Here is an 18,916-nt window from a genome sequence, read left to right on the forward strand (position 1 = left end):
GTGCGGTAGCTACCGCACAGGGCCGAGTCGTATTCGGGGTCGGTCGACTCTGCAGGCCGCGCCCCGCTCCAACCGCCTGGTCAGCACCCTGCGGCAACTCTCCGAACGCCCGCAGGAACTACCGGCTGAAATGCGCGTGCGAAAGCCCGACCGCCCGTTCCATATCGACGCGGCTCGCGGTGATCCCGACGGCCTCGCCGCGCCGCGGGTCCTACACGCAATGGGCCTGGCTCGAATCGATGAGCTCGCCGCTGATGCCCGATGAGCGCGAACCCCACGACCGTCGTGAGCACCGCTGCCCACGCCCGACCGGACCCATGGCCGCTCCGTGACGACCTCTACGAGAGGGGTCTCTCGACATCTACTCTGTGATACAGTCTAGTGGTAGTCAGTAGCACTGAATAGTGCGTCTTCGATCGAAAGAGGCCCGCTACGGACAATTTGACGGAAATGCTGAAAGGTACGCTCGAAGGCTGCGTCCTCGAGATCATCGACACCGAGGAGACATATGGTTACGCCATCACGCGCCGACTGAATGGACTCGGTTTCGCAGACGTCATCGAAGGGACGGTCTACACCATTCTGGTGCGGTTGGAGAAGAACGGGTTGGTCGATGTTTCAAAACGACCGTCCGAAGTCGGCCCGCCGCGCAAGTTTTACACACTCAACGATGCTGGACGCAAAGAACTCGCGACATTCTGGACGAAATGGGAATACGTATCATCACGCATCAATGATCTCAAGGAAAGCAACAAATGAATTTCTGGGAGACAATCACAGGCAGCGATCTCACCAGGGACTTCAGAGCCTTCGAAGCTCGAGCCAAGGCCCTCCCGACCGAGTATCAAGCGGCGTGGGAAGAGATCGTGACCCATCTCTTCCCCTACGGAGACTTCACGGGTCGCAATTTGATGCCGATTCTCGACGGCGCTCTGGGGCTGCTCGAGGAAACAGCGTCGGATGGTCAGAGTGTCCGCGAAGCACTGGGCGACGACATCAAAGGCTTCTGTGCGGCGATTGCTGGCGAAGAAGGAGCCAAAAGTCATTGCGACAAGTGGCGCGAGCAGCTGAACAAGAACGTCGCAAGGAAACTGGGCCGGCTAGGAGGATAAGGTGGGCATCCACGACATCATCGAAGGTAAGAGACAGTGGCGGGCGCATATGGCGCGGGTCAAGGCCCTCCCGCCCGATTACCAGATCGTTTACAAGGAGCTTCAAAAGTACTTTTTCAAGATCGGTCCGGTCGAACTGCTCGACGGGAGCTTGCTCTCGGGGATTGTCGATTTCTTCGAGGAAGGGGTCGCGGCCGACAAAGGAGTCATGGAACTCATCGGCAATGATGTCGCGGCTTTTGCCGATGATCTGGTAAAAGACTCACGGACCTACGCCGACATCTATCAGGAGTCCGTGGCAGCAAAGAAGTCCAAGGGAACGAGATGATCTTCATCGTCTCGCACGGACTGAATCGGTCGCCCACTACTTCCACTTCGACCTGCAACGATTCACCGTCCTCCGCAAGGTGAGTTCGGCGCGAACCGTCCTCTATAACCACAGCCGAACAGTGACGGCGTGACCGGTTTGTCCAGGCGTCGGCAACAGGTTGGGCACCTGTCGCAAGCTCAGCATCCGAGGGTCTGCACCACTGGTCGTTGCGGATCGTAGGTGGCCCACCCCGGGTTTCCGGTTCCGGCGAACGCAACCCAGGCAGTGTGTATCTGAGCCGCGAGGCCGGCCAGGGCGGGGTTGGGGCCGAGCAGGGCCGTGTCGCTGTGCAGCCACGGCTTGTCGGCAATGTCGAACACGAAAGGCAGCTCGACGGTGTGGGCGGCACCGAGTCGTCCGTGCAGGGCCGTCGAGCGGTACCCGAACGAATAGACGTGTGTGCGGCCGCCCGAGATCCGCGCGTGGGCCTGCGCCATGCGCGCCGTTCCGGCCCCGAACAGAGCCTCCCCGAGCATGGCGGAGCGTAGTTCGCCCGTTGTCGCATCGGGCCGTGCTGCGCGGTGCGCGGCGATGGCGGTGATCGGGTCCGCGTGCACCCGTGCGGCGATGGCGAGTACGTCGGCCTCCGTAGCGGACTCCAGGTTGCCCTGCGGCACGAGGTAGAGGTGCCCCTCCTCGGTGTTGGTGCCGATGAGCAGGTCGACGTCGGCGGCGGAGCCGTCGGCGAGACCGTCGGCGGGCTGGACCGGCAGGACCAGGCTGAACGAGCTGAGCCCGACCAGCGGGTCCGTGGCGGTGCTGGTGCGAAGATCGAGGCCGCCCAATGCGGGCAGGATCTCCAGGAAGCGCTCGTCCGGGATCGCGGCGAACGCCTCGGCGGTCGGTTCGACCCCCAGCGCGGCGGCCGCCGCAGCGGTGATCCGCTGCGCCTGTTCCGGAATGAAAGCACCTGTGCCGCTGCCACTTTGGATGATCGCCCGGCGGAACAGACCTTTCGCCTCCGGTGTCGCGAGTAGCGCACCGGTGAGCGTGGCTCCCGCGGACTGGCCGAAGATCGTGACATTTTCCGGGTCACCGCCGAACGCTGCGACCGTGTCCCGCACCCAGTTGAGTGCGGCGAGCACGTCGAGCAGCCCGCGGTTGGGAGGCGCGCCCGCCAGGTCGAGGAAACCGGGGATGCCGAGGCGGTAGTTCACGGTCACGAGGACGACGCCGTCGCGGGCGAAGGCGCTGCCGTCGTAGAGCGCGGCGCGAGTCGAGCCGCTGACGAACCCACCGCCGTGCACGAACACCATGACGGGGCGTCTGCCGGTGTCGGCGGCAGGGGTATGGACGTCGACGGTCAGATACTCCTCGCCTCGTATCCAGCCGGGCCCGAAGTAAGGGGTCATGTCGAGGCGGCCGAAGTCACGGGCCGGCTGGGGGGCTGTGGGCGAGGGCAGGGTGCCGTCGCGGACCCCGAGCCAGCCCGGGTGCGGCGCGGGTGGAGCGAAGCGAGCCGGGCCGGTCGGGGCCGCCGCGTAGGGGATGGCGCGGTAAAGCTCACCGAATCCGTCGCGGCGCCCGCGTACGGGACCCGCCGGTGTTTCGACAACCGGGTATGTGTGCTGGGACACGGGAACGCTTCCTTTCTGGGATCAGGCGATGAGGGAGAAGCCCGCCCAGCCCTTGATCGCGAACTTCGACCCATTGCGCTCGACCTCCACAGCGCCCGAGCCGCCGAAATGCGCGGGGAAGACGAGCGCGTTGCTTTCGGCGGCGCGGCCGAGCAGCTTGTGCCGGGTAGCCCGGGACTCGGCCGGGTCCTCACAGAAGCAGGAGTTGGTCTCCGGCTCCACGATCTGCAGCGCGGTGTGCACCAGATCCCCGACGAACAGGGCCCGATCGCCGCCGGACTGCAAGGTGAGCACGGACGAGCCGGGGGTGTGACCAGGAGCCAGATCGAGCCGCAGGTTCTTGTCGATCCGGTACGACCCGTCCCACAGGTGGGTCTGCCTCGCCTGGTGGACCGGAGTGACGCTGTCCTCGAAAACGTTCTGGTTGCCGCGGCCCAGCACGGGTTGGTATCCGTTGGCCGGGTCCCAGAACTCGAAGTCCCGTCGCGTCATCAGATAGGTGGCGTTCGGGAAGGTCGGCACCCAGGTTCGGCCGTCGAGTCGGGTGTTCCAGCCGACATGGTCGATGTGCAGGTGTGTGTTGACCACGATGTCGACATCTTCGGGCCGAACGCCGGCGGCCGCGAGATTGTCGAGATAGTTCGTATCCAGGCGGCTCCACACCGGCGCGTAGGGCCGATCCTTGTGGTTGCCCACGCCGGTGTCGATGAGGATCGTGCGGCCCTCGCTGCGCAGCAGCCAGGACTGGACGGCCGAGTGACACTCGTCGGTCTCCGGGTTCCAGAAGTCCGGAGCCAGCTCGCCGCGGTGCTCGTCCCACGAGCCATCGGGGCTGTCCGGAAAGAACTGGCCCGGAGTCATCTCGACCGAGCCGTAGAACTCTTTGATGCGGGTGACGGTGACGTCGCCCAGGGTGATCTGCTCCATGTGATCCGTCCTCGGATTCGGGGCACGTGGCCCGATGTGATCGAGTCTGTCCACGAGGTTTTGCACGAACCACTCCCGCGTTGTCCTACCCCTGGCAGGGTGTGGCTGCGGTCGGGCCGCCCTCCGGATACTGGAGAAATGGACGGACCCGGACCACTCGGCGATTTCCTCCAAGCCCGACGGGCGCGGCTGCGACCGGAGGACGTCGGCTTGCGCGAAACCGGACCTCGCAGGCGGGTGGCCGGGCTGCGTCGCGAGGAGCTGGCCCAGCTGGCGGGCGTCAGCGTCTCGTACTACACGCGGTTGGAGCAAGGACTGTCCCGCGGGGCCTCGGCCGAGGTACTCGACGCGATCGCCCGCGCTCTGCTGCTCGACGACCATGAGCGCCAACACCTCGACCGGCTCGCCAATGCCACCCGCCGCACGCCCCGGGGGCGCCGTCCACGGCCCGAGAAACTCGCCGACGACACGCGCGATCTGTTGCGCGTCGTCGACGGCGTCCCGGCGATGGTGCTCGGCCGGCGTACCGACGTGCTGGCATGGAATACGCTCGGGCATGCCCTGCTGGCCGGGCACCTGGACTTCCACAGCCCGCAGGACCCGGCGCTGCGGCCGAATATGAGCCGGATGCTGTTTCTGGACCCGCACTGCCGCGAGCTGTACGCGGACTGGAAGCGCAAGGCCCGCGCGGTGGTCGGCAACCTGCGCATCGCCGTCGGCAAGCACCCGGAGGACCCGCTGCTCGCGGAACTGATCGGCGAGCTGACGATGAAAAGCCCAGAGTCGTCGCGCTCTGGGGTGACCACCGCGTAATACCCTGCGACGCCGCGTCCTACCAACTGCACCATCCCGTCGTCGGCACGGTGACGGTGACACAGCAGACCCTGTCGATCGCCCGTGCACCGGACCAGGTCCTGATCGTGTGCACAACCCCCATCAGGTCCCCCGCCGAGGAAGCCCTCACACTGCTCCGACAGGCCAACGGCCTCCGGGCTCGCCCTACACCGACAGCGTCACCGATTGCATGAAGCCAGACCGGCCACAGCGCCTCGAAATTCGTATTCATCCGAAAGGCGGACTGTTCCGAATGTAGGTAAGTAACCAACCGATGTTCGGAATGAGGTAGCCCATGGGCCAACATCAGCCCGCCGTTCAGGTTCATCCCATCCGTCGACGCACAGCCGCACTGATCCTAGCCAGTGCGCTCCCCCTGTCCGTCGCCCTGACCAGCACCGCATCTGCCAGTGCCGAGTCGCAATCACTCGGTACCGCGACGCTGTCGCGGACTCCCTATGGACTGGCGCTCATCGCCGATCCATCGGCTCCGGTCGACGACCCGGCCGCCTTCACACCCTTGCCGCTGCACTACGCCGCCGCGCCCGTGGCCGATCCGGACTCCGCGGTGCCGGACAGTCCGAACGCGGCACTGCCGGACCAAGTCCCGCAGGCACCCTTCGCTGCCCCCGCCAATCGCATCCGGATCGGCAAAGTCCAGGTCGATCGCCCGGACTTCCTGCCGCCCGAAGTGGCCGCCCAGATCAATGACGCTTCCGCGGGCACCGAATCCGCACTGTCCCAGGCCATGCAGTCGGGAGGTGTCGAACGCGCTCGTGCCGACCAGATCGCCAGTGCTGTGGTGGGTGACGCGGTCATCGGCGCGTCGGTGGGCTCCACCCTGGCGAGCCCGATCGCCAGCACCAGTGCCGCCGTCGGTGCGGTCGCAGGCTTCATCGCCGGAATCCCGTTCCTCCCGGCGGGCCTGGTGGTCGTCCCCATTATCGGCGCGGCCATCGGCTATGCGGTGATCGCCGCCCCGGCCGCCGCCGCGGGCGCCGCCGTCGGCGCGGCCGTCGGAGTTGTCGAGGGTTCGATCTCCCCGATACCGACCGAGGAGCAACCGACAATCGCATAACGCGCGTCGCGCGGCAATTGCCGGATACGACCGTTGCCGCGGGTGGACAATCCTCGCGTGAGCCCGTTACGACGTATCAGCCGAGCGCTTTTGGCGTTCTTGCTGATGCTGCTGGTCGGAACCATCGGGTATGGCCTGCTCGGTTTCGGGTTGCTCGATGCGCTCTATCAGACGGTGACCACGATAACCACCGTCGGCTTTCGCGAGGTCCACCCGCTCAACGCGGTGGGCATGGTGTTCACGATGCTGCTCATCCTGGTCGGTGCGGGCACCGCGCTGTATCTGTTCGGTGTCGTGCTCGAGGCGCTCATCGAGGGACATCTGCGCCAACAAATGGAGAGGCGACGCATGGACCGCCGGATCGACCGGATGTCCGGTCATGTCATCGTGTGCGGCTGGGGCCGCGTCGGCCGCTCCTGCGTGCAATATCTCAGCGGACTCGGTAAGCAGATCGTGATCGTCGATCGCGACCCGGCGCGCCTGCAGGATCTCGAATACCCCAATGTGCTCGGCGATGTCACCGACGACAGCATTCTGCAGGCCGCCGGAATCGGCCGCGCCCAAGCCTTGATCGCCGCGCTCGACAGCGACGCCGACAACGTCTACGTGACCTTGTCGAGCCGTGCACTGCGCCAAGACCTGGTCATCATCGCCCGCGCCCGGACCGAGGATTCGAAGTCGAAACTGCTGCGGGCCGGTGCGAATCGAGCCGTGAACCCGCAGCTGATCGGCGGCCGCCGGATGGCCGCATTCGCCCTGCAGCCCAATGTGGCCGAATTCCTCGACGTCGTCATGCACGACGACACACTCGACTACCGAATCGAAGAAGTCGAGATCATCCCCGGATCCTCCTTGGTCGGCCGTTCCCTGAAGGATTCGGCACTGCGCCAAACAACCGGCGCGCTGGTACTGGCCATCCGAACGGCGACCGGCCAGTTCATCGCGAATCCCACCGGCGAAACCACGCTGAAGGCCGATACGATTCTGATCGTCCTCGGGACACCGGCCCAACTCGACGCGATCCGAACCCTGGGCGGCAAGTAGGTCGCACAGCGGTACCCGAGGCAGCGCTGCCAGGTGGGGCGCCGATACGGCACCCCACTCGGCGTCCGAACTAATACCCGGCCCAGACAAATCGCTGCGCCACCCACTTCGACTCCTCGCCGAGCGTAGTCCTAAGGCGGTCAAATACCGCCTGGGCGACCACCGTTCGACGACCTTCGACCGACCCCTGGATACGGCAGGAGCTATCTGGACCCGGTCCTAGTCCAGGAACACCGGCAGTGTGCGGTGTCCGTTGGAGATGAAGCTGCCGACCGGAGCCAATTCCGACGGGTCGACGGCCAAGCGCAGATTCGGGAAGCGCTCGAAGATAGCCGGGAGCGCGATGGTCGCCTCGAGCCGGGCGAGCGGCGCGCCGATGCAGTGATGGGCGCCGTGACCGAAGGACAGATGTTCCTTATTGGCCCGGTGCACGTCGAATGCGGCGGCAGTGGCGCCGTGCAGGTTCGGGTCGCGGCCCGCCGCGGCGTAGGAGGCGAGGATGGCCTCGCCCTTGGGGATTCGAATATCGCCGATCTCGATATCGTCGACGGCATAGCGCAGCGGCAGATGCGCGACCGGCGCCTGGTAGCGCAGTGTCTCCTCGACCAGATCCGACCAGGGCACCCGGCCCTCGACCAGGTCCGCGCGCTGCTGCGGATGGGTGAGCAGTGCGAAGATCGCCTGGTCGAGCAGGTTGACCGTGGTCTCGTGCCCGGCATTGATGACCAGCATCAGCGTATCGACGAGTTCCTTCTCGCTCAGCTGCGAACCGTCATCCTCATCGCGGGTGGCGATCAGCACACTGGTCACATCGTCGCCGGGCGTCTCGCGCCGGTAGGCCACGAGTTCGCTGACGAGACGGTACATCTCGAGGTAATTGGCCTGTGCTTCCTCGGGCCCGAACGAGGTGTCGAAGAACCCGTCGACGCATTTGCGCATGCCGGGGCCGAGATGTTCCGGCACGCCCATCATTTCGGTGATGATCTCGATCGGTACCGGATACGCGAATCCCTCGCGCAGGTCCGCGGTTTCGCCCGGTGGAGTGGCCGCGAGCGCGTTGAGCAGCCCCTCGACGATGGCCTCGATGCGCGGACGCAGCGCGGTGGTGCGTCGGTGGGTGAACGCGGGCGAGACCAGCCTGCGCAGGCGGCGGTGGTCGGCACCGTAGGCGGTGAACATATTGTCCACCGCGACCCACGGGTGCAGCGGCCACTCCTGGGCGATCTCGCCGTTGATGAACGAAGTCCAGTGCTGCCGAGCATCTTTCGACACCCGGGGGTCGGCCAGCAGGCTCTTGAGCACGGTGGCATCGGTCACCGACCACGCGGGCACGCCGCCGGGCAATGCGACCAGCGCGACCGGCCCACGCGCCCTGATCCGCTCGCTCTCGCCTTGGATATCGGCGCCGGTCAGGTCCAGGGCTATTGGTTCATGCTCCATCGTTATCTCCTTAGAACACTGGCAACAGAGGGGACTTCGGGAATTCGACCGGCAGCGCCGCCAAGGCCCGGTGGAACGGACCGGGCCGCCAGGTCAATTCGTCCGCTGGCACGGCCAGTTCCATTTCCGGGAGTGCGTCGAGCAGCTGATCGATGGCGTCCTGCACCACCAGGTAGGCAACGGATTTGGCGGGGCAGGCATGCGGTCCGGCGCCCCACGCCAGATGGGAGCGGTTGCCGGTGCGATCCCCGCCGCGGATCGCGGGATCGTTATTGCAGCCGGACAGGCTGACGACGACCGGCTGATGGGCTGGCAGCCAGGTGTTGTCGATGAGGATCGGCTGGCGCGGGTAGGTAATGCTGAAGTTCGCCATCGGCGGGTCGTTGAAAAGCACCTCGTCGAGCGCATCGCGGGTCGACAGGCTGCCGCCGAGCATATCGCCGCCGAACCGGTCGTCGGTGAGCATCAGCAACAGGGTGTTGGTGATCAGGTTCTGCATCGGTTCGATACCGGCGCCATAGAAACTGATCAGCTGGCACAGCATTTCGGTGTCGTCGAGCTTGGACGGGTGATGCGCCATCCGGGAGGTGACATCGTCACCGGGCTCCGCCCGCCGCAGCTGTACCAGCTCCATCAGCGCCGCGCTGAGCATCTCCATACCGGCGGCGGCCTCGACGGTATCGAAGAGCATCGCCATACCGGTCGCGACCCGCTGCCCCAGTTCCGCCGAGCAGCCGACCATCTGATTGAGCACCTCGAATACGACCGGCAGCGCGTATTGGGTGACCAGGTCGGCCGCACCGGAGGCACAGAAGGAATTGATCACCGGCACGGCGATCTTCTCGACCGTGAAATGCAGTGCGTGCAGATCGATTCCGTCGATACTCCCGGTGTAGGCCTGCCGATAGCGGGCATGCGCCGCACCGGCATTGCGCAGTGCGTTCGGATACCACATCATCATCGGCTTGATCGGCGAATCGTCGGGAACCCCCTTTTCCCAGTGCCGCGGATCGGCCGGAAAGTGTTCCGGATCGTTGAGAATTCGCAGCGCGGTCTGATATCCGACCACGAGGGTGGCCGACACCCCGGGCGCCAACTCCATCGGAACCAGCGAACCGTACTGAGTGCGCGCGTCCCGGTAGGCGCGATGCGGATCGGCGGCGAACTCCGGAGTGTGCAACAACACTCGCGGTTCGCCGCCATCGGTGGGTGAACCCTGCTGGACGGGGCAGACCCCGATCGCCGTGGTGTGGACAGACGGTGGCGTGGTCAAAGACGTGACTCCAGACGTTGAATCAGGAAGGGGGCCAGGATCGATGAAAGCACCGCGGCGATAACACAGCCTGCGGCCACAGCACTCAGTTCAGCCCTCCTTGCGACGCCGACCATAAGTGACCCCGGCCATGAGGTCCGCGTCGAGAACCGGAACCCTGGCCGGGCCACCGCAGGTCACTGGAGTCACCTCACGGCAGCTGTAAGACAGGCGATTTCGACACGTAATCACCGGATGCCCTACCAGCCGCCCAGAACTCGACGACTCGCCAACGTTAGCAGTATCAACTAAAACTCTCTCTCGATCGGCCACCAACGCTCGCGGCATCCGCCCGCGCTGCCTGCAAACTTGCCGCAACCGGCAAATATGTTGAGCTGCTATTGATCACGGCGCTTACAGGAGCGGGCTCCAGAGTCAGTCGGCACTCGGGAGCCTGGCTTCCCCTGCGGGTGGGCGGACCGCGGTTTCGATAAGTTGGGCGACTCGCGTTGCGGGGACGGGGATGCCGGGGTTTCGGCTGGTCCAGCGGAGGAAGTCTTCGACGTCCATAGTGAGGACGTCGCGGGATGGCCACTACCTGTCGCCTGCCAGCGTGAAGGGACATCACGTTGCCAGTCGTGGGACCACTGGCACCAGGCGATCCTTTCGGGGAACATGTTCCAGATTTGCTGCGCGGTCCGATCGTGGCGACGGCACCCGGGCATCCCATAATGCCGATGAGCGAGCGCGATAGAGATCGTCGGGCGAGTGTTGGTGACTGAGGCGCATGGCGAGCTGGGCGGGCGGCAGCCGTGATTTTCGTTGTCGGTTCGGGTATCGAACTCGGTCGAGGAATGTAATCTGACTGCCCTCAGGGGGATTCGCGGGAGTCGGTCCCCTCCAGGGAGGGAAGTCCGAATGTTGGGTAGTGGCGTATTGTCTTGTGGCGCAGCGTGTTCAGTGGTCACACGCGGTCAGCTGCGCTCGGTTCTGATCGCGGTTTCGGCTGTGTTGTGCTTTACCGGTACTGCCATCGCGGTCGGTGGTGCGGAGCCGATCCCGATTCCGCAGAACGACCCGTTCTACACCCCGCCGTTGGGCTGGGACTCGAAGGCGCCGGGCACCGTGCTGAATTCGCGGCCCATCGAGGTGGCCTCGCTGGGTCCGCAGGCGCAGGACGCCGATGCCTGGCAGTTGCTGTATCGAACGACCGATACCGCCGGTCAGCCCATCACGACCGTGACAACGGTGCTGCGGCCACGAACCGGGCAGGTCAAAGGCTTGATCAGTTATCAGGCTGCCGAAGATGCCTCGGCCCCGCAGTGCGCTCCCTCGTTCGCGCTCCGGCAAGGAGCGGTCCCGATGGACCACAAGTACGACGCCTCGCTGGATTTCATTTCGATCAACCAGATGTTGTCGTCAGGTCATGCGATTTCCGTACCCGACTGGGAGGGGGCGAACGGGGCGTTGCTCACCCCGAATCAGCCGGGTTATACCGCGCTCGACGGATTGCGCGCAGCCGAGGCGTTCGCACCACTCGGCCTGTCGGGCACCGATACTCTGGTTGCTGCGTTCGGCTACTCCGGCGGCTCGTACGGCAGCGCTTGGCTCTCACAGGTTCAACCGACCTACGCCCCCGAATTACGACTGGTGGGTGTTGCTCGGGGCGGTGGAGCAGGCGGTCCGTTGGAGCCCATGAGTGAGTACCTGCGGTCGCTCGACGGCGGCCCATTCTCCGGTTTCCTGCTGGCGCTCCTGCCGGGCATGATGCGCGCCGATCCGCGGATCGCAGCGGTGTTCGACACGTATCTGACGCCTGCCGGGAAAGCGCTGATGGCGGCGGGTGGCGGCGAATGCTCGGTGCCCGCCGTGGAAAAGTACGCGTTCCTGCACATGAACGACTACCTGACGATCCCTTTTTCGCAACTGTTGGAGCAGCTACAAGCGTCGTTCGACGAGATCGACGGCATCACGGCACCGACCGTGCCGCTCTTCCTCTTTCACGCTGTGAACGACGAGATCGTCGCCATCGCGCCGGTCGACCAGACGGTGGCGCAGTGGTGCGCATCGGGGGCGCCGGTGACCTATACGCGGGACCAATTGAGCGAACACGCCATTCTCGCGATCAGTGCGTTGCCCGCAGCCCTGCTTTGGATCGATGAACGTCTGGCGGGGCAGGCCGCACCAGACGGCTGCTCGACGCGCACGGTGCCGTCTATGGCGATCGGTGGTGCGTAGTACTCGAGCATATCTCCGTGACCGGCTGTCCCGGGGACGCACTCATCTGCCGCTGGGCGGGCGTTCGGAAACAGACGTCCGCCGCTCAGCAGCGCGATAACCCGTTCCACTTCCGCACAGCTGTCGGTGGTCCCAAGACTGGCAACGTGATGGTCCCTCGACGGTGGCAAACGACACACTACCACCAGGTCTGCGGCGCGCGACGCTTCGGTCGGTGCGGCCGGCCGAGCTCCGCCGCCCAGGTCGGCGACGAGGTCAGCGGGGTCTCGGGGTCTCGCGATTTGCTGAGCACCACCTCGAGCCCGGCCGAGATGGCCAGGCGGGCAATTGCATCTTGGTTACGCACTCCTTGTGCGCCGATGTCAGCTCCGGCCGATGCGGTGCAGCGGCCTGGAACTTCACCACAATGAACCAGCCGCCCATGCCACCGGCGAAGTAGATAGCGAAGAAGGCCCAACGGTGTTCGTTGGGGGACACCGACCCCGCCCGGCCTCCTCACCCCCGGGCGGGGTCTTCGCTATGCGCCGAGCGGTCACGGTCGTATACGAATGTCATTGCCCGGGTGCATGGTTCGACAATATGTTCGACTATCATGGGTCACGTCCCGCCGCCACTAGGGGGTGTATTGCCGCCGCGATGAACCGAATGACCACCTGGCTTACGGGATGGTGTAACGGTTAGCCGACCTACTTTCAGGTCAAAGATATCGGCAAAGGACGTTGCCGCGAACCGGCCCTTCGGAGCGCGGAGTTGGGCGGCGGCGCAAGTGGATCGCACCGCCGCCCTCCTACGCGACCAGCCGGATCGGACCACCACCCACACCCGTCCCGACCGGCGGGGGTGACATCTCGGTTGCGCATTCCTTAGTGCCCACCTTGGGCCGGTGAGCAGCGGCGCGTGAGCAGCTGCGAGGTCGGCACCCTGAGGCTTCCGGCTCCCCCGCGAATCGACGTGGTCGGTCGCAAGTTTCAGGGGCCTAGATCGACCTGTGCATCGATGCCCACGGCCTTCAGCGTCCGTAGGCATTTCTTGAATCGTTGGATCGCTTCGACGTCATCAGCGCGAAGTCCGCTGTCCTGGTGCAGCTTCGCAATATTCTTGCCGATCTCGATGACGTGCCATTCGACCGCATCGTGCAGGACAAGGATAGCCTCGGCGTACTTTGCCCTCCGAAGAACCTCCGCTCCAGTCGCAAGCCGCTCGAATCCCCAGAGCAGCACGTAGTAGCTCTGCATCACTTGGTCTTGAACCCGAGACCTTGCGTCAGAGTTCCCGTAGAGGCTTGTGCCGACGACGTGGCGCGCGGCGGCCACAGCACCGGTCGTTAGGTCCTGATGTAGATCCGCAGCGAACCGAAACGCATCACGGCGGGCAACCGCACGTGCATTGCGGTACGCCTGGACGGCGACCAGTGCACTTCCCAGAGAAATTGCGGGGGCGATCCATACTCCGTGTGCAAACCATCCCGCCACCTGGTGCGTCAGACCAACCACCTGCCCGAAGATACCGGTACACGGTTGGATTCTGGCAGTACTACGGACAAGCGGCCGATACCCCGGAGCTGACCTCGAGGGAGCTTGGCTGTCTTCTGCGATCGCTGCATGACTTGCCTACGCCGACAATCGAACTTCAACAGTGGACGCCGTTGGAATCGCTACACGGAGCGCTACTCGCGGACAGCACAGTGAGCTCCATTAGCGAGGACGAACGCGCCTGGTTACTGAGTCGAATCGACCAGGTTCGCAAGCAACTGACCGAACTGGATCGGCCATTAGGCGGCGGGCTGATCCATGGTGACGCCTGGGCGGGAAATCTTCTGTGGGACAACAGAATCAATCCAGCTCAACCGATCCTCGGAGATTGGGACTGGGTCGGCATCGGCCCACGAGAAGTGGACTTGATACCGACATGGCATGCCGCGGTGCGATACGGACGTGACGAGACTTGGGTTCGGAATTTCATCGAGGAGTACGGCTACGACTTGTCGGAGTGGTCTGGGTACCGGGTGCTGCTGGACATGCGTGACCTTGTTCAGGTCACTGGCCCACTCCGACGAGCGACGACTTCAGTTGAGCATGCCCACAGGTTGCGGCAACGAATCGATGACATCCGTGTAGGCAACCGGCAATCGTCGTGGAGCCATTACGCTCCGGGCGGACTTTAGGTTTGGATTTCCTACAAAGGTGCCCGAACGCAGGCACTCCCCACTCACGGCAGACCACATGCGGGAGCTGAGCGCGGACTTCACGGATGTGGCCAACACCCAGTGGCGCAGGTCCGTGACCGAACGAACGGGCTGCACCACCCGCTGGTGGGCGAACTGCCCCTGCACGGCGAGCGCATCGCACTCCCCGACGCACCATCATGCTGCGGACTCGACCTTTTCGCGGCAGAACCGGGTTCGGCATCGGAGCAGGCACTATAGAGACTGCGGACCCAGCATTGTTAACCGAGTCCGAACACGCCGAACCTTGATTATCGGCCGATCTGTAACACAAGATCGGTAATAGTTCGATCGAAAGTTGAACGTAGTTGGGCTCCGTCCGCACAGGGCGGGCGCCTGGGTCCGGTTGGGGATAGCCAACCCCCTCGGAGCACCATGCCGACATCGGGGTCGGTATGGGATGCGCGTGAGAACTGAATGCTGCGATTGCGGGAGTGTGGTGTCCGCACCCGGTGGTCTGCGGCCAGGAAGAGCTCGAGCGAGGAACAATGCAGGACCGATTTGCACAGGCAGCCACTGACCGCACAGCAAGTACAGATCACCGCGCAGGAGCTGCGGCGCCCACTACACGGGTGCGTCCTGTCCAGGTGAAGTTCCGTCCACCGGTGACGTGGACCGAGCGAGTCGTCGCCGCCGCATACGCGGATGTGCTCGGGCTGCCCGCCGATCACATCGGGCTGAACGACGACTTCTTCGCCCTCGGCGGCAACTCAGTGAGCGCGGCACGGGTGGTCCGGCTGCTCGGCGAGGCGCTGGACGCCGATGTCGCGGTACCGGCGATTTTCGCCGATCCGACCGTTGCTGGGCTGGCCGAGCGCATTGCGGGCAGCACCGCGGGTTCACCGTAACCGAGCGTCGCGATACGCAGCTCGCCGCCACCCGCGATCAGATGATCACGCCCGAGGTGCTCCAAGAGATCGGACGAATGTTGACGGAGCAGGTGGTGAGCTCTAGCCGTGGCAGTATCGTGCGCTGAATCGGTGCAGGATCTCGCCGGGGACGGTGACCGATTCCTGGTGACCGAGCGCGATCAGGTCTTCGGCCTCATGCGGTTCGAAATAGCCAGCATGCCGGTAGATTTCGATGCGCAGTGCGAGTCCGTCACCGTCCAGCTCGGGATGGAATTGGGTGGCGTACACATGTTGGCCGACGCGGATCATCTGGACCGGGCAATCGGCGGATCCGGCCAGCAGCACCGCACCGGGTGGGACGTCCTGGCAGGCCTCCTTATGCCCGACGAACGCCCGGAACGACTGCCCGACACCCTGTAGCAGCGGGTCGACGCGGCCCTGCGCGGTCACTTCGATGGTCTGCGCCCCGACCGGCTCGCCGTATCGCTGCTCGCTCACCCGGCCGCCGAGCACATCCGCCAGGATGCCCAATCCATAGCAGGCGCCCAGATACGGGAAATCGCGGCCGACGATCTCGGTCATCAGTTTCTTCAGCCTGGGCTCGAATTTCCGCTGGTACCCGTATTTCTCGGCATCGGGGCTGCTGACATTGCTCGGCCCGCCGCCGACGATGACCGCCGAGAAATCGTCCAGCTCGATATCGGGCATATCCTGATCCATCAGCACCCGCACCGTGTCACCCACATCGAGGTCGGCGGCGCGCAGCATGGCGCGGTATTCATCGTCCGCGGCGGCTCGCTCGGGTCGTAGCTGCAGGACTAGACACGGCTTGGTCATGTATCAGATTGTGGAAGATCGGGTGTCAGTTTTCATCCAACACCGCCTGTAAGAATTCACGGGTTCGGTCCTGCTCGGGATCGGTGAAGATCTTCTCCGGCTCGCCGTCCTCGAGTACCCGACCGGCGTCGAACATCATGACGCGATCGGAAACCCTACGAGCGAAACGCATTTCGTGGGTGACGCAGAGGAATGTGATCTCGGTATCGGCCGCGATATCCGCCAGCAGGTGCAGTACTCCGGTCACCAGTTCCGGATCGAGCGCCGAGGTCACCTCGTCGAGCAGGAGCACCTCCGGTTCCATGGCCAGTGCCCGCGCAATGGCGACTCGCTGCTGCTGGCCGCCCGATAGGTGGGCGGGGCGGGCATCGATTTTGTCGGTGAGCCCGACCAGTTCGAGTAGCTTCCGCGCCCGCTCCTCGGCGGCGTCCTTCGATTCACCGAGACCGCGGATCGGCCCCTCGGTGATATTGCGCAGGACGGTCATATTCGGGAAGAGATTGAACTGCTGGAATACCATGCCGATCTTGCGCCGCATCCGGCGTAGGTGCGCCGTACCGGCGGGCACCAGTTTGCCGCCGCGCTGCTGGTGGCTCAGGAACTCTCCGCCGACCTCGATGGTCCCGGCGTCTATTCGTTCGAGCGCCATCAGCAGGCGCAGAATTGTGGTTTTGCCCGAGCCGGACGGTCCGATCAAGGTGACGAATTCGCCTGGTGCAATGGAGAAATCGAGTCCGTCCAGGCACACCGTCGCGCCATAGCGCTTTTCCACACCGGTGAACCGGATCATCGGTTCAGACACGTCGTTCCAACTTTCGTACCAGGATCGAGCACGGATAGCTCAGTGCGAGGAAGGTCAGACCGGCCGCGAACCAGGCCTCGGGCCCGGCACCACCGGTATCGGCGGCATACTCGGTTTTGACCTGATAGACCATGTCGAGGATGACGATCGAGGACAGCAGCGGCACCTCTTTGAACATGGCGATCGTGTAATTGCCGAGCGCGGGCAGCACCCGCGGCACCGCCTGCGGCAGAATCACATCGATCCAGGTGCGGGTGCGGGGCAGATTCAAGGCGGTGGCCGCCTCCCACTGCGCTGCGGGCACTGCGTCGATGCCAGCGCGGAATACCTCCGAGGTGTAGCAGGCATAGTGCACGCCGAGGGCGGTCACACCGACCACCAGACGTTGGGTGTCGATGGACAGCCCACCGAGCAGATCCGGCCGCACCACCCAGTAGAGCACGAAGATCTGCACCAAAAGCGGTGTGCTGCGAATGAATTCGATGAACGCCCACAACAGCTGATCGACCACCGGAATCCGCAGCCGCCGCAGCACCGCGAAAATCAGACCGAGCACATATGCGACCACCGATCCGAGCAGGGTGTACTCGATGGTGACGAGCAGCCCGTCCCAGATGAAGGGAAAGGCATCGAAAAAGCGGTCCCACCGCCATTTCTCCATCAGACCCCCACCCGCGTCGAAAGTCCGATGCTCGACCGCTTCGGCCGCCGCCCGACCCGCCGCGCCGCCAGTCGCTCCAGCACCCGCATGATCACCGTGACGACCACCGCGATGAGCAGATACACCACCAACTGAATCGCGTAGATGACACCGAGCTCGCGGGAGAACGCGGGCACCGCACGCAGTTCATCGGCCTTTTTGAACACCTCGGGCACCGCGATGAAGCTGAGCAGCGCAGTCGCTTTCACCAACTGGATGAACAGATTATTGAACGACGGCAACATCTCCACTACCGCCTGCGGCAGGATCACCCGCCACATGCGTTGCGCCGGTGACAGATTCAGCGCGATCGCGGCCTCGACCTGTGACTTGGGCACGGATCCGATAGCGCCCCGCACGATTTCGGCGCCGTAAGCACCGTGGTTGAGACCGAGCACGATAATGCCGATGACCAGCAGCCCCTTCGCCGTCGCGCCCAGCGATACCCCGAAGAAGATCGGTATCGCCACCGCGAAGAAGAACAGCTGCACCACTTCCGAGCTGCCCCGGAATCCCTCGACATAAATGCGCGTGACGAACCGCACCGGCAGTGACGGCGACAGCATCGCGATACCGGCGGCGAAGGACAGCACGACGGTCAGCGCGATACCGCCGACCGCCGCCCACAGCGTAAAAGGAAGACCCTGGAGTACCCGCTCGAGGTAGGTCGAGAAATGCGACGACACGAGGTCAAGCCGTGCAGTACTGTTCGGCGGTCGCGGCCGGGTCCGCCTCGTTCGCCTTGGTCAGACCGAACGGCTCGACCAGCTTCAGCCATTCGCCGCTTTCGTGCAGTGCGCGCAGTTCGCGGTTGAAGTCCTCGCGGAATTTATCGTCGCCGATGCGGAAGTTGAAGGTGCCCACATCCGGACGGCTGCCGAATCGGAAGGACGGGCCGACCTGCAATTTGGCGTCCGGATTGTTCTTCACCAGCCAGGAGGCGGTGACGTCGAGCATCGCCGCACCGTAGACGTCCTTATTGCGCACCGCACGCAGGATGTCGTCCTGTTTGGCCATCGGCTCGACGAGTTGCGATGGCACGCCGGAGCTTTGGGCATAGCCGTTCTCGACCGCACCACCGAGGGTGGCGATCCGGACGTTCTCCCGCGTGATGTCCTCGAAGCGGGTGATATTGCGCGGATTGCCCTCCGGCACCAGGAAAGAAGAACCCACCTGATAGTCGGGCGTGGCGAACGCCGAGCTCTGGCACCGCTTCGGGTTGATGAACATCCCGGCCGCGACGAATGCGTAGTTCTTCGCCCGGACGCCGTCGATCAGTCCATCGAAATCGGTGACCACGCCCTCGATTTCATTGATACCGAGCTTCTGCAATACCGCGCGGGCGACGGTCGGCGCATATCCGGTCAGCTGACCGTCCGCGCCGAGGAAGGCCCACGGCGCCTCATTGGCGAAGCCGACCTTGATCTTGCCGGACGATTTCGCGTCCTCATAGGTCACCGCCGCGGCATCGTCGCCGCCCAGACCACAGCCCGCGACCACCACCAGGCTGGCCGCGGCCACCGCAGCTGCCATGGCGCGACGCAACCGGCTGCGCGCACCCCCGAATTCGATCCTCATGACCCCGTCCTTCCGCAGACACGCGAGTCGATCCATGGTTGCGAATGAACTT

20 protein-coding genes and 1 pseudogene are annotated in these 18,916 nt (G+C 64.5%); 11 read left to right on the forward strand and 10 right to left on the reverse strand.

Features of this window, described 5'->3' with window-relative positions; translation table 11 throughout:
* The 4 genes from ACWEO2_RS17255 to ACWEO2_RS17270 form a co-directional block, all read left to right on the forward strand.
* Positions 1-265 (forward strand): hypothetical protein (locus ACWEO2_RS17255; protein WP_452406197.1); only part of this gene is annotated, 265 nt, incomplete at its 5' end.
* Between the two features lie 185 nt (positions 266-450).
* On the forward strand, positions 451-759 hold the full coding sequence (locus ACWEO2_RS17260; protein ID WP_452406198.1) for a PadR family transcriptional regulator: 309 nt from the start codon (positions 451-453) through the stop codon (positions 757-759).
* Positions 756-1,112 carry a DUF1048 domain-containing protein gene (locus ACWEO2_RS17265; RefSeq protein ID WP_452406199.1) on the forward strand — a complete coding sequence of 119 codons (357 nt, stop codon included), beginning with the start codon at positions 756-758 and terminating at the stop codon, positions 1,110-1,112. Before ACWEO2_RS17260 ends, ACWEO2_RS17265 begins: the two co-directional genes overlap by 4 nt.
* A gap of 1 nt (position 1,113) precedes the next feature.
* Complete coding sequence (locus tag ACWEO2_RS17270; protein WP_452406200.1) at positions 1,114-1,440, forward strand: DUF1048 domain-containing protein; 327 nt, start codon at positions 1,114-1,116, stop codon at positions 1,438-1,440.
* A gap of 179 nt (positions 1,441-1,619) precedes the next feature.
* Here ACWEO2_RS17270 and ACWEO2_RS17275 read toward each other — a convergent pair whose 3' ends face one another.
* Both ACWEO2_RS17275 and ACWEO2_RS17280 read right to left on the reverse strand, forming a co-directional pair.
* The gene (locus tag ACWEO2_RS17275) at positions 1,620-3,059 is read right to left on the reverse strand and encodes a carboxylesterase/lipase family protein (RefSeq protein ID WP_452406201.1); all 1,440 of its coding nucleotides are present in this window, start codon (positions 3,057-3,059) and stop codon (positions 1,620-1,622) included.
* 21 nt (positions 3,060-3,080) lie between these two features.
* Positions 3,081-3,986: an MBL fold metallo-hydrolase gene (locus ACWEO2_RS17280; protein ID WP_452406202.1), complete on the reverse strand. Its 906-nt coding sequence runs from the start codon at positions 3,984-3,986 to the stop codon at positions 3,081-3,083.
* A 99-nt stretch (positions 3,987-4,085) separates the two neighbouring features.
* Here ACWEO2_RS17280 and ACWEO2_RS17285 point away from each other — a divergent pair.
* The 3 genes and pseudogenes from ACWEO2_RS17285 (at position 4,086) to ACWEO2_RS17295 (ending at position 6,942) form a co-directional block, all read left to right on the forward strand.
* A pseudogene (locus ACWEO2_RS17285) lies at positions 4,086-5,014 on the forward strand (helix-turn-helix domain-containing protein).
* A 101-nt stretch (positions 5,015-5,115) separates the two neighbouring features.
* Positions 5,116-5,898: a hypothetical protein gene (locus tag ACWEO2_RS17290; RefSeq protein ID WP_452406203.1), complete on the forward strand. Its 783-nt coding sequence runs from the start codon at positions 5,116-5,118 to the stop codon at positions 5,896-5,898.
* Between the two features lie 57 nt (positions 5,899-5,955).
* Positions 5,956-6,942, forward strand: a complete 987-nt coding sequence (locus tag ACWEO2_RS17295; RefSeq protein WP_452406204.1) for a potassium channel family protein — start codon at positions 5,956-5,958, stop codon at positions 6,940-6,942.
* Between the two features lie 219 nt (positions 6,943-7,161).
* On the opposite strand, the gene ACWEO2_RS17300 is transcribed toward ACWEO2_RS17295, so the two are convergent.
* Together ACWEO2_RS17300 and ACWEO2_RS17305 are read right to left on the reverse strand one after the other, a co-directional pair.
* Positions 7,162-8,382: a cytochrome P450 family protein gene (locus ACWEO2_RS17300; RefSeq protein WP_452406205.1), complete on the reverse strand. Its 1,221-nt coding sequence runs from the start codon at positions 8,380-8,382 to the stop codon at positions 7,162-7,164.
* A gap of 10 nt (positions 8,383-8,392) precedes the next feature.
* A complete protein-coding gene (locus ACWEO2_RS17305) occupies positions 8,393-9,655 on the reverse strand; it encodes a cytochrome P450 (RefSeq protein ID WP_452406206.1) in 1,263 nt (420 codons plus the stop codon).
* 1,074 nt (positions 9,656-10,729) lie between these two features.
* On the opposite strand from ACWEO2_RS17305, the gene ACWEO2_RS17310 reads away from it, so the two are divergent.
* The gene (locus ACWEO2_RS17310; protein WP_452406207.1) at positions 10,730-11,872 is read left to right on the forward strand and encodes a lipase family protein; all 1,143 of its coding nucleotides are present in this window, start codon (positions 10,730-10,732) and stop codon (positions 11,870-11,872) included.
* A 968-nt stretch (positions 11,873-12,840) separates the two neighbouring features.
* On the opposite strand, the gene ACWEO2_RS17315 is transcribed toward ACWEO2_RS17310, so the two are convergent.
* Positions 12,841-13,365: a hypothetical protein gene (locus ACWEO2_RS17315; protein WP_452406443.1), complete on the reverse strand. Its 525-nt coding sequence runs from the start codon at positions 13,363-13,365 to the stop codon at positions 12,841-12,843.
* On the opposite strand from ACWEO2_RS17315, the gene ACWEO2_RS17320 reads away from it, so the two are divergent.
* The 3 genes from ACWEO2_RS17320 to ACWEO2_RS17330 all read left to right on the forward strand — a co-directional run bounded on the left by ACWEO2_RS17320 (position 13,326) and on the right by ACWEO2_RS17330 (position 14,944).
* Complete coding sequence (locus ACWEO2_RS17320) at positions 13,326-14,036, forward strand: phosphotransferase family protein (RefSeq protein ID WP_452406208.1); 711 nt, start codon at positions 13,326-13,328, stop codon at positions 14,034-14,036. The two genes, ACWEO2_RS17315 and ACWEO2_RS17320, sit on opposite strands and share 40 nt — an antisense overlap.
* Before the next feature lie 102 nt (positions 14,037-14,138).
* A complete protein-coding gene (locus ACWEO2_RS17325) occupies positions 14,139-14,297 on the forward strand; it encodes an MmyB family transcriptional regulator (protein WP_452406209.1) in 159 nt (52 codons plus the stop codon).
* Between the two features lie 404 nt (positions 14,298-14,701).
* The gene (locus ACWEO2_RS17330; protein ID WP_452406210.1) at positions 14,702-14,944 is read left to right on the forward strand and encodes a phosphopantetheine-binding protein; all 243 of its coding nucleotides are present in this window, start codon (positions 14,702-14,704) and stop codon (positions 14,942-14,944) included.
* A 102-nt stretch (positions 14,945-15,046) separates the two neighbouring features.
* On the opposite strand, the gene ACWEO2_RS17335 is transcribed toward ACWEO2_RS17330, so the two are convergent.
* From ACWEO2_RS17335 to ehuB, 5 genes are read right to left on the reverse strand one after another with little or no spacing between them, the layout of a single operon-like run.
* Positions 15,047-15,784 carry a glutamine amidotransferase gene (locus tag ACWEO2_RS17335; protein ID WP_452406211.1) on the reverse strand — a complete coding sequence of 246 codons (738 nt, stop codon included), beginning with the start codon at positions 15,782-15,784 and terminating at the stop codon, positions 15,047-15,049.
* A 25-nt stretch (positions 15,785-15,809) separates the two neighbouring features.
* Positions 15,810-16,574: an ectoine/hydroxyectoine ABC transporter ATP-binding protein EhuA gene (gene ehuA / locus ACWEO2_RS17340; RefSeq protein ID WP_354953766.1), complete on the reverse strand. Its 765-nt coding sequence runs from the start codon at positions 16,572-16,574 to the stop codon at positions 15,810-15,812.
* A 4-nt stretch (positions 16,575-16,578) separates the two neighbouring features.
* Positions 16,579-17,247, reverse strand: coding sequence for an ectoine/hydroxyectoine ABC transporter permease subunit EhuD (ehuD, locus tag ACWEO2_RS17345; RefSeq protein ID WP_452406212.1), 669 nt, complete (start codon positions 17,245-17,247; stop codon positions 16,579-16,581).
* A complete protein-coding gene (locus tag ACWEO2_RS17350; RefSeq protein ID WP_452406213.1) occupies positions 17,247-17,972 on the reverse strand; it encodes an amino acid ABC transporter permease in 726 nt (241 codons plus the stop codon). Before ACWEO2_RS17350 ends, ehuD begins: the two co-directional genes overlap by 1 nt.
* A gap of 4 nt (positions 17,973-17,976) precedes the next feature.
* Positions 17,977-18,864, reverse strand: a complete 888-nt coding sequence (gene ehuB, locus ACWEO2_RS17355) for an ectoine/hydroxyectoine ABC transporter substrate-binding protein EhuB (protein WP_452406214.1) — start codon at positions 18,862-18,864, stop codon at positions 17,977-17,979.
* Positions 18,865-18,916 lie beyond the last annotated feature (52 nt).

It is taken from the genome of Nocardia sp. NPDC004278, from assembly GCF_053602975.1.